The organism is Acidithrix ferrooxidans (assembly GCF_000949295.1).
In the GTDB taxonomy this organism is placed as follows: Bacteria; Actinomycetota; Acidimicrobiia; order Acidimicrobiales; family Acidimicrobiaceae; genus Acidithrix; species Acidithrix ferrooxidans.
In genome coordinates this window covers 1-9,334 of record NZ_JXYS01000139.1, presented here as the reverse complement: position 1 = coordinate 9,334, position 9,334 = coordinate 1, and the positions used below count along the sequence as shown (strand labels likewise).

Here is a 9,334-nt window from a genome sequence, read left to right as displayed (position 1 = left end):
GTCCATTGTTGATACTTGTGTGAGAGCTTGGAACGTTGCGAACCAAGCTCACATAAGAACCCATCTAGACTCTTAGCGCTTTTTCCTTCTGCTCCATAGACGATCTTTCCAGTTTCATGATCTGTTACGGGCTCTAAATAACTTGGGTTATGTACTTATGGTGTTTACGATAGGCAATCTCATCTACCTCTATTATTGAGAGCTTCTCTAGTCGCTTTGGATCGATCTCTTTGGCTACTACTCTCTCACAGATCGTACCAACTGTTTTCTGAGCAATCCGGGTGAGCTTCGTAACTGTTGTTTTATCCATCTTTGCGGTTGAGCCGGCAACTAGATGTTCAAAGTCTCTCGTGAAGCGAGATTTACGATACCGGTCACCCAAATGGCACTGACTCAGTGATTACTCCATGATTGGGGCATTTCGGTCTCCGTAGGGCACAAGAGATCCAAGTACGACGTATTCCCATGTCAAGATGTCTCCAGCGAGGGTTGATAAGTTCTGATGTCGTAGCGGTATTTTGTTTTGAATTTACGGCTTATTCAACAACACTTTGGACATGCGAGCTTGGATCGTGCAAGTTTGACATCTACAACAATTTCATCTTTTGAGATAAAAATATCGTTGACAATGACACCTTTAACGTCAAGCAACTGCTTGACTAGAGAGTTAGCGTGCACGGTCAGATCTCCTAAATCTGTGTGTTAGTAACTTCAAATTTAGAGGTCACAAACCGTGCACGTTTCATTCAATGCTTTTAAAGACCCAAAAGTTCTTATCGTACAGGCGTTACTTATCGGTTATGGGGTCTTGGTGACCCACATGAGGTTTAGGAGAGCCTCCTAAACCAACAAGAATGTCAACCCTGAGCTCTGGGGTGAGGTCCAACTGTGCTGGGACCGAGATCACCCGCGGTTCAGCCTGCATATCCCTTATGAGACGGTGCGCGAAAGTTCCCATGGAGACGCCGTCACCGCTATTGATGAGGGGATCATTAACCCTATGGCATTAGCCACTTGGGTAGATGCCAAGACCATAGATGTGACAATCATCAATGGGAGAGAAGGCCGAGCTATCAAGCGTCAAAGAAACAAGGCTTTCGGTCAACTTCAGCACAAGATCAGTAAGTGCAAGAATGGATCAAAGAAGTACAGAAGGCTGGTAGCTGCGAAGAAGATCAACTCCAAAGCAAAGCTATCACTTTGTGACTTTGATCATCAGGTGTCCAAAAAGGCGGCTGATCACGTCATTTTTTGTCGGTTTATCACTGTTAACATGAACTGAATAATATCCTCAAAGATTCAACTCCTGTTGCGAGGGAATGGGGTACAAGACCCCCTCGTACCCGGTCCATTTCGCTTGAGAACCGCACGCCACTATAGCTTCTCATTGATGGGAGTTCGAGCGGTAAGTGGGGCACTTGGCTCGGCTCGTTCAGTTATTAACAACGCCTAGTGGTTTGCTATCGAGGGGAATGTTTCCTTTGCCATCTCCGATCCGCGACGAAGATGCACAGCCCAGCAAAAGACATAGGGATTACCAACAACACTAGCAATCTCTCGAACGAGTCCCCCTTGGCGGAGGCCGTGGCCAGTACGCTCACATTTATTGTGAATGCGACTGCCAGACCCGTGAAATTTCGCCTCTGTCGTACCGCCCCACGACGAGCTACCAGACAACGGTTGTTCCTGCATAACTAGAAGTGGTATCGTCCCACCATACGTAAATATAGGGGAACTGTCCACGTTGGATCAGCGTGATGACGGTATAGCCCGCCGCCCCGATAGCCCCGACGCATGCGGTTGCTCCTATCCCTGACCACCATAGGGTGCATCCAAGGGTAATCATGGCTCCGATTCCGGTCGCTCCTGCAGCCAAAATCGTTTCCTCTTCAGATGGCGTGATCTCGATAATTGAATACGTGTCAGCACTTCCGCCTCCACCCACAAGGAGATTAGGCGAGATGGCCAGACCCGGCGTCGCGACAGTACTTCGATATTGGTAATAATAATTCTCACTCATAGGTGTGGGTTTTATGGAAATTACACTCTTTCCGGAGACCGCCGAAATATTCGCGCTTTGTGCAGATGCAGTGGTTGCACTAACGCCAATGGCTGGCGCACTAACAGCCAATGCCCCCAATCCAACTGCGATCTTTCCTGTTATTCTTCTAGTATCCACCGTGAACATCCCCTCTTACTTATTGGATATCACTCTGACAGCGTTCGTCAATATGGATCGTTAAACGAGTTCGCCTATCGTGGATAAGACCTTGATTTATTGATTCTGCCATAAAGCATTTTCATGGCCATCACCACATTCGAAGCCAACCTCCATAGTCACAGAACACTGGTTTTAACGTTAACGATTTATAGTGCACACGATGGTCTTGGTATTACGGTTTCATATTGGCGCGACGAGGATCGTGCACAAAGGTGGAAGCCTGTGATGGAGCATCAGGCGGTGTAACAGATTGCGCGGTCGGCAGCTTTGGTGCGTTGCAGCGATGATTGGACGTCTCGATACTTAATATAGTACGTTTGGTCATGATACGTTACGATGACTGGTTTCTGAACTCAATAGAGCGGGGCAACCCAATGACCCAGATCGACTTGCATCGGTCCACGGGAGTCGCGTGGACCGAAGGTAATCACGTTTCGTTCCATATTGATGGGTTCTCGTATTTCACCAGACTGGAAGAAGTCTTCTCGAGCCTGGAGCTTCATGATGAAGTCCGTTTCACCGATTGGCGAGGAGACGCGGACGAACGCGTCTCCGGTGACGGGACGTCTATCGCGACCCTATTGGCTGACTTATGTCGACAAGGAGTCGACATTCGAGGGTTGCTCTGGCGTTCGCACAGTGACCGTTTCGGGTTTAGCTCTAAGAGGAATCGACGCCTGGCAATCGACGTGACCGAGGCGGGTGGCGAAGTTCTGCTTGACGAGCGAGTGCGCCGAGGCGGATCGCACCACCAAAAGTTGGTCATTCTTCGACATCCCACTTGTCCTGCGCATGACGTTGCATTCATCGGCGGAATCGACCTGAGTCATGGTCGTCGAGATGACACCGACCACCTTGGAGATCATCAAGTCATCAAATTAGACCCTCGTTTCGGTCGCCGTCCTCCCTGGCACGATGTCCAACTAGAAATCCGTGGACCAGCCATTTCTGAACTCGACGGCACGTTCCGGGAACGATGGGAAGATCAGACCGCACTCAATCACGCGGGTCGACTGAGGGCGTTGTTCTCACAAGTCATGTCGCGCGATCGTGTCGCTCGTCCCCTCCCCGCGCGTCTCGACGATCCACCGACACAGGGCGGTCACGCCGTGCAAGTGCTTCGGACCTATCCTTCGAAACGTCCCAAGTATCCTTTCGCGCCTGAAGGCGAACGAAGCGTAGCGCGAGCGTTTGCCAAGGCGATTGAGAGAGCACGGTCGTTGATCTACATCGAGGACCAATATTTTTGGTCTATCGAAATTGCACGACTACTCGCCGAAGCATTATGTCGACAGCCGGGGCTGCAAGTCATCGGTGTCGTCCCACGTTACCCGGATAAGGACGGAAAGTTGTCGGGGCCACCAAGCAGGCTCGCTCAGGCGAGGGCCATTGATATCATCAAGAAAGCCGGCGGCGAGCGGGTAGGGATCTACGACGTCGAGAACGAATCGGGAACCCCCATCTACGTTCACGCCAAGGTCTGTGTTATTGACGACGTATGGGCCACTGTCGGTTCGGACAATCTGAATCGCCGCTCGTGGACCCATGATTCGGAACTTTCCTGCGCGGTGATTGATAGCGCACTCGACGACCGGATTCCTGTGGATCCGGGTGGACTCGGTGACGGAAGCCGCAAGTTTGCGCGCGAGTTGCGGCTGGCGCTTTGGGCTGAACACCTCGGACGCTCGCCCGCCGATTTGGAGCTTTTGGATTTGGCTCACGGTTCCGATCTCTGGAAGAAGACGGCCCGCGAACTCGAAGACTGGCGGCCGAGTCTCGGAGAAGGGAACCGTCCGCTGAGTCGAGTCCGTTCGCACGTCATTGATTCCGTCCCAACTAGTAGTCGACGTTGGGCCGGAATTGCGTACCGGTTAATTTTCGATCCCGACGGTCGCCCCCTCAAACTTCGGCTCCGTCGTCGTTTCTGATGGATTATGGCCGTGCCACATTGGGTTTTCCCCAACATAAGTTGACCCTGCTGGTTACTCGAGCGCACGACATATGCCCTTGACATATCGAGTCGCAAGTTCTGGAATGTTCCTTCCGGAATCTATAACTCGATGAGCAGCTTCAGTCTTGAACTCAAGGGTAAATTTACGCCTTGTTGCTCCCATGGTGACATCCTTTCTACCAACAATCTACGTTGGCTTAACAGGTGTCCACTAAATATGGGGTTGTAACAGTTGGCACAAAGATGTTCTATAACGATATGTAATGAACTTACGTGAGTGGGCACTGTCCCAAGGTATACATCCTCAAACGGCATATAAGTGGTATCGTGCCGGTACTCTGCCTGTCCCTGCGCTAAAGTAGGGCAACCCATATTGGTGGGAGATCTAGAGTCTCAACCGTCCGTATCTAAGTCTGCCGTCATATATGCACGAGTGTCTTCTGTAGATCAAAAATCAGACCTAGATCGCCAGGTTGCCAGAGTTCTCACTTGGGCTACAGAGCACGGGTACTCAATAGATCGCGTAGTAACCGAAGTTGGTTCGGCCCTTAACGGACATAGGCGAAAGTTTCTGTCGTTACTTAAAGACCCAACAGTAGACACGATTCTGGTAGAACACAGATACCGCTTCTGCCGGTTTGGAGCTGAATATATAGAGGCTGCACTTGAGGCTCAGTCCAGGAAATTGGTTGTGGTAGATCCAGCCGAGGTAGACGATGACTTAGTGCGTGATGTCACGGAACTGCTCACGTCTCTCTGTGTCCGCCTCTACGGTCGCAGTTCGGCTACTAACAAAGCTCAGCGTGCTATTGATGCGGTGTGCTCATGATCGCGATAATGCGGACAAAAGCACAGGCTCAGAAAGTGTCCGAACTAACTGGGTGTAAAGTTCTTCTTGACGAAGGTAACCCAACAAGGAAAGTATCGCTCACCGGAGATTTCGAGCAATACCGAGATGCACTAGAGTCAGTCAGCGTACTATTTGCAGCTATGTGACGATACCGGCGAGAAGGTTCAGAGCTGGTTTTGACTGAGAAACCAAAAGTAAAAGAAGCAGCTGAGACTCTCTATGGTGCATATGTGATTGAGACCAATAGGAACGATCTAGAACCAGAAGTGATCTGGAAGCTCTATATGACCCTAACAAAGGTAGAGGATGCATTCAAAGCCCTAAAGAGCAATCTTGGGATGAGACCGATCTATCACCAACTAGCTAGTCGTACCGCTGCTCATCTATTTATCTCAGTAGTTGCTTATCACCTCTATGGAGCAATTGCACTTAGCTTATCTCAAGCCGGTGACAAAAGAAGTGTTCACAGCATTCTTGCTCAAGTGTCTACCCATAGCCGCTTGAACGTAACGATGTTAGATGATAACAAACGTCTACATAACCTTCGTATCTCCTCTACTCCAAACTCTACCCAAAAAGAGATCTACTCTATTCTTGGAGTAGTAGATACGCTAGCTCGAACCAAGAAGGTGATTGCTCAACTGTAGTGCCCAAATCCAGACACCAATATGGTCATGACCTGGGCTTTCATGGGGTGGTTGCCGAAAGTAGGGCCAGGCCATTTGGTACAGGCGGCAGTTGCGATGATGGGTTGACTCATCATCGCAAGAGAGAACATAAGACCGCTAGCAATACTGGCGGTGCTCAAAGAGGCAAGAACGACCCTCGGGCGAGTGAGAATGAAGCCCGAGGGATGAACCTTGAAAAAGGTGCATCTAGTGAGTAGACTCACCATTTATCACTCAGATGCAACGGAACCTCACATCTACGGTTACCCGAATAATTTGACGTGGATTCACTCCTTGGTCAAGAAGCGCTTGGACTGTGCGTTTTACCAATACAGACTTACCAACTCGTCGAGGACCGTAGAGCATGTAGAGACCGCCAATGCGGATATCGTCTAGAGCTGAGGGATAGTAGCTAAGTTGTGACGCGTCTGATTCGCGCAAATCTCTATCAATTACCGCCCAGTTTGGGTCTCGCCACCAAGGAGTATCTCGGCCAACCGCTTCAGCAACCTGACTTTTGTTTACACCACGCCGATATTCTGGCAAAAACCCTAGGGTTTTTGTATATAAGTATCCTTTTGTAAATATTTGATATGCAAATGTCGTGCATTAATAAATTCTCAGCCGACCGACCGACCGAAGTGTTGCGATCTGCCATTCGTCAGCAATTGTGGCTATGTCCTTGCCATGTTGCCACCACCGTTTTGCGAAGTTACCACGTCATCTAGCTCAGTTTGATCCGGCCTGAGTGATTGATACAGCGGTTATGCGATCAGAAAACGTTCGTCGCCAATCTCCACTTCAACTCTCAATTCACCGCCGAATGCCTCGACATACTTGCGTAGAGTGTCGAGTTGTGTGCGTTCGATGTCGCCATGTTCGATACGTGAAACGCGATTCTGACTGACGTTCAGGCGACTAGCGAGTTCTACCTGGGTGACGTCAGAAGCTTCGCGCAGTTCACGAAGGCGGTAAGACCGAACTTCGGTAAGCATTCGCTTTTTGTGCTCCTCCACAACCTCGCGGTTGACCGGACGTCCGGCCAGCATATGCTCCAAATTCTTTGTCATCAAATTCCTCCTTTTTTGTTTCCCAATGTGCTCATCTAAGAGGTTGTCGGCAACTGGGATGTTCACTTCATACCACTTCTTCCAACTTCTCGATTTGTCTTCCGCCACTAGAAGAACTGCGTTTCGTTCTAGATCGAAGGCAAAGAGAATCCTCAACTCAGAACGCCCTCTAGATCCTTGACGCAACTCCTTCATGTTCTTGTGACGTGATGCCTTCACGGTATCGACCAACGGACGTCCAAGTTGTGGGCCTCGGTCGATGAGCAACTCTAAAGCAGCAATAACCTGTTCGTAAGAGTTCTGATCAAGGTCATAGAGCCAGGACTCGATGAATTCGAGATTCACTTCCCACAAAAGGACAGTATACAACATATAGGGTGTATAACTCAAGAGTTGTGAGACTTTGCCAAGCAAAGTGTCGCTTCCACCGAGTATTCCCTCGTGACCGGCATAGACGCGACGTCTGTCCCTCAGGCTAAGCCGGTTTCGACCTTGAGAGCGAACGGAAAAGAGGTAGGAGATCTGCCAGGCAGAATGTTGTGATAAGCACGACGAATGGACCTTGGGTCACACAATAAGAACCGGAATCTAACCTTTACCGGCTGAGGACCAGCATCTTTGGATGTTTTGGCGTCCAAGTAGCCTGACCGACTGGCCTCTTCGAATGGCTTGCGTATCTGACGACAGAATCTGCACAGATTCATGTATACTTTTCTTTGTGACCCGCACACCCAACTACATCATCTCCGTTAGTGACGCCGCCAAACGCGGCATCGCCGGACTAGCTCGTGACGCCGAATCCGGTTCGTCAATTACGGTCGAGCGCAACCACCGTCCTGTCGCGGCGATTATCGGAGTGAGCGAACTCCATCGCTACCAAGAGGCCGAACGGGACTTACGCGATCTTGCGGTCGTTCTTATCCGTACCGCCACCGACAACGGTGAACGAACTTCACTCGACAACGTCTTCTCTCGATTCGGATTTGATCGAGCCGTTCTCGAACGAGAAGTTGCTGAGGACCTGGCCGCTGGTCGAGAGTGACTCCGTCCAAAGGTAGTCAAAGAGACGAACCGTCATCTCGGAGAACCGATCGTCACCCCAGTGCGCATCATACGGAGCTTCGCTTCACCGAAGGCGCGATTGACGACCTGGTTGCGCTGCAAAAGAAGAATCGCCCTGCGCTCGAATGGGCGATGAAGAAGTTTTTGCTCATCGAGAGGAACCCCGAAGCGGGCGCCCCTCTCGGCGGCGGACTACACGGCTATCGCAAGTTGACCGTGGGTGATCGGGACTGGCGCATTGTGTGGCGAGTGACTTTTGACGATACCGGAAAGCTAATCGTCGACATTGGTGAAATCTGGGCCGTTGGCGCTCGAAAGGATAGCGAGGTCTACACCGAGATGCGTCGACGGGTAGCTACACTGCCCGAAGGTCCTCAAACCAAAACATTCGAAGAGGTGTTGGCCCTTCTCGAAGCCAGTCTTACGAAGAAGCGCCGTACCGCGCCGTCGCATCCCACAACCGACGACACACTCGCGCCTGCATGGTTGCTCGATGATCTGGTCAACCTCGCGGGCTACGTACGAAGCGACGTCGAGGCACTCACTGAGCGCCAAGCCATGTCAGCGTGGGTGGCTTATCGTTCGCGCTGATTTACTCCTCTCGAGATAAACGTGTCCTTTGGCTCTAAGTTCTAATAAGTTCATTAATGATCCACCCTTCAGCAATTGAATCCTCCTCTGTGGTTTTTGTAGCTCCACAGAGAGTCTTGTTGGGACTTCGGATTTAAGTGGGGAATTTAGTCAGGTGTAGCCACGCACCAGGGGTGAGTTTGGGAGGGTCACAGGGGCTCTGCCAGAATGGGATAGTTCAACAACTCATCACTGGAGGGCCCCTGTGGAAGAAAATCCTATTCGAATTGCCGAGATCTTGCTCGATCTTATGGATGTCAATTTGATTGGCATCGAGGATCTGGGTGACCAAGGTTCAAAGACACCCCTTCGGGTCCATATCGAGTGTCGAGGCGAACGACCAAAATGCCCAGTATGTAATGGGATGAGTTATTCCAAGGGAGGCTCACTAGTAGAGCTGATTGATCTACAAAGCTTTGGCCGTGCCGTCAGACTCATCTGGCACAAACGCAGGTGGGAGTGCAAGGATGGGAACTGTTCCGCCCCGTCGTGGAGTGACGTGGACACTAGGATCGCAGCTCCAAGACTCAAGCTCACCGATAGGGCAGCTAGATTCGCAACCCGAGTGGTTGGTAGAGATGGTCGATCGGTGTCATCGGTAGCCAGAGAGCTCGATTGTGATTGGCACACGATCAATGACGCTGTCATTGCCTATGGGACTCCCCTCGTAGAGGATCCAAGTCGCTTTGGCTAAGGTTCGTGCACTCGGATTAGATGAGACCTTGTTTTGTCGCGAGGGCTCGCTATCGGACCCAGAAGTGGTCTACCTCAATCGTGGACGTTACGAGTCCAACCCTTCTTGATGTCGTGCCTGGTAGAGAGGGAAAGGAGCCAAAGAAGTGGATAGCCAGTCAGTCCAAGGAGTGGCGTGATGATATCAAG

Annotated in this window: 13 protein-coding genes and 2 pseudogenes; 9 read left to right on the top strand and 6 right to left on the bottom strand. The window is 50.7% G+C overall.

The window, feature by feature from the left end; genetic code table 11:
- Positions 1–133: 133 nt before the first annotated feature.
- Positions 134–382, bottom strand: coding sequence for a hypothetical protein (locus AXFE_RS17400; protein WP_052607167.1), 249 nt, complete (start codon positions 380–382; stop codon positions 134–136).
- Between the two features lie 558 nt (positions 383–940).
- Here AXFE_RS17400 and AXFE_RS17395 point away from each other — a divergent pair.
- Positions 941–1,282: a hypothetical protein gene (locus tag AXFE_RS17395; protein WP_152626207.1), complete on the top strand. Its 342-nt coding sequence runs from the start codon at positions 941–943 to the stop codon at positions 1,280–1,282.
- Positions 1,283–1,666: 384 nt separating this feature from the next.
- On the opposite strand, the gene AXFE_RS17390 is transcribed toward AXFE_RS17395, so the two are convergent.
- Entirely contained in the window at positions 1,667–2,179 is a 513-nt protein-coding gene (locus AXFE_RS17390; protein WP_152626206.1) for a hypothetical protein, read from the bottom strand.
- 623 nt (positions 2,180–2,802) lie between these two features.
- On the opposite strand from AXFE_RS17390, the gene AXFE_RS17385 reads away from it, so the two are divergent.
- Positions 2,803–4,149: a phospholipase D family protein gene (locus AXFE_RS17385; protein ID WP_200891359.1), complete on the top strand. Its 1,347-nt coding sequence runs from the start codon at positions 2,803–2,805 to the stop codon at positions 4,147–4,149.
- 54 nt (positions 4,150–4,203) lie between these two features.
- On the opposite strand, the gene AXFE_RS21165 is transcribed toward AXFE_RS17385, so the two are convergent.
- The gene (locus AXFE_RS21165; RefSeq protein WP_268749171.1) at positions 4,204–4,335 is read right to left on the bottom strand and encodes a hypothetical protein; all 132 of its coding nucleotides are present in this window, start codon (positions 4,333–4,335) and stop codon (positions 4,204–4,206) included.
- Positions 4,336–4,435: 100 nt separating this feature from the next.
- Between AXFE_RS21165 and AXFE_RS17380 the strand changes: the two are divergent.
- The 4 genes and pseudogenes from AXFE_RS17380 to AXFE_RS17370 all read left to right on the top strand — a co-directional run bounded on the left by AXFE_RS17380 (position 4,436) and on the right by AXFE_RS17370 (position 5,908).
- Positions 4,436–5,001 (top strand): annotated as a pseudogene (locus tag AXFE_RS17380) (IS607 family transposase).
- 35 nt (positions 5,002–5,036) lie between these two features.
- Entirely contained in the window at positions 5,037–5,168 is a 132-nt protein-coding gene (locus AXFE_RS21160; protein ID WP_268749170.1) for a hypothetical protein, read from the top strand.
- A gap of 30 nt (positions 5,169–5,198) precedes the next feature.
- Complete coding sequence (locus AXFE_RS17375) at positions 5,199–5,669, top strand: hypothetical protein (protein WP_052607164.1); 471 nt, start codon at positions 5,199–5,201, stop codon at positions 5,667–5,669.
- Positions 5,669–5,908 carry a hypothetical protein gene (locus tag AXFE_RS17370; protein WP_052607163.1) on the top strand — a complete coding sequence of 80 codons (240 nt, stop codon included), beginning with the start codon at positions 5,669–5,671 and terminating at the stop codon, positions 5,906–5,908. The genes AXFE_RS17375 and AXFE_RS17370 overlap by 1 nt, the downstream gene beginning before the upstream one ends.
- A gap of 16 nt (positions 5,909–5,924) precedes the next feature.
- Here AXFE_RS17370 and AXFE_RS17365 read toward each other — a convergent pair whose 3' ends face one another.
- The 3 genes and pseudogenes from AXFE_RS17365 to AXFE_RS21765 form a co-directional block, all read right to left on the bottom strand.
- The gene (locus tag AXFE_RS17365) at positions 5,925–6,236 is read right to left on the bottom strand and encodes an ATP-binding protein (RefSeq protein ID WP_052607162.1); all 312 of its coding nucleotides are present in this window, start codon (positions 6,234–6,236) and stop codon (positions 5,925–5,927) included.
- Between the two features lie 218 nt (positions 6,237–6,454).
- On the bottom strand, positions 6,455–6,760 hold the full coding sequence (locus tag AXFE_RS21770) for a helix-turn-helix domain-containing protein (RefSeq protein WP_052607169.1): 306 nt from the start codon (positions 6,758–6,760) through the stop codon (positions 6,455–6,457).
- A gap of 48 nt (positions 6,761–6,808) precedes the next feature.
- Positions 6,809–7,132 (bottom strand): annotated as a pseudogene (locus AXFE_RS21765) (type II toxin-antitoxin system RelE/ParE family toxin); the annotation flags it as partial.
- A gap of 346 nt (positions 7,133–7,478) precedes the next feature.
- Between AXFE_RS21765 and AXFE_RS17350 the strand changes: the two are divergent.
- The 3 genes from AXFE_RS17350 (at position 7,479) to AXFE_RS17340 (ending at position 9,146) form a co-directional block, all read left to right on the top strand.
- Positions 7,479–7,802 carry a type II toxin-antitoxin system Phd/YefM family antitoxin gene (locus AXFE_RS17350; RefSeq protein ID WP_052607168.1) on the top strand — a complete coding sequence of 108 codons (324 nt, stop codon included), beginning with the start codon at positions 7,479–7,481 and terminating at the stop codon, positions 7,800–7,802.
- Positions 7,799–8,413: a type II toxin-antitoxin system RelE/ParE family toxin gene (locus AXFE_RS17345; RefSeq protein ID WP_052607161.1), complete on the top strand. Its 615-nt coding sequence runs from the start codon at positions 7,799–7,801 to the stop codon at positions 8,411–8,413. Before AXFE_RS17350 ends, AXFE_RS17345 begins: the two co-directional genes overlap by 4 nt.
- A gap of 244 nt (positions 8,414–8,657) precedes the next feature.
- The gene (locus AXFE_RS17340; RefSeq protein WP_052607160.1) at positions 8,658–9,146 is read left to right on the top strand and encodes a transposase family protein; all 489 of its coding nucleotides are present in this window, start codon (positions 8,658–8,660) and stop codon (positions 9,144–9,146) included.
- Positions 9,147–9,334: the final 188 nt, after the last annotated feature.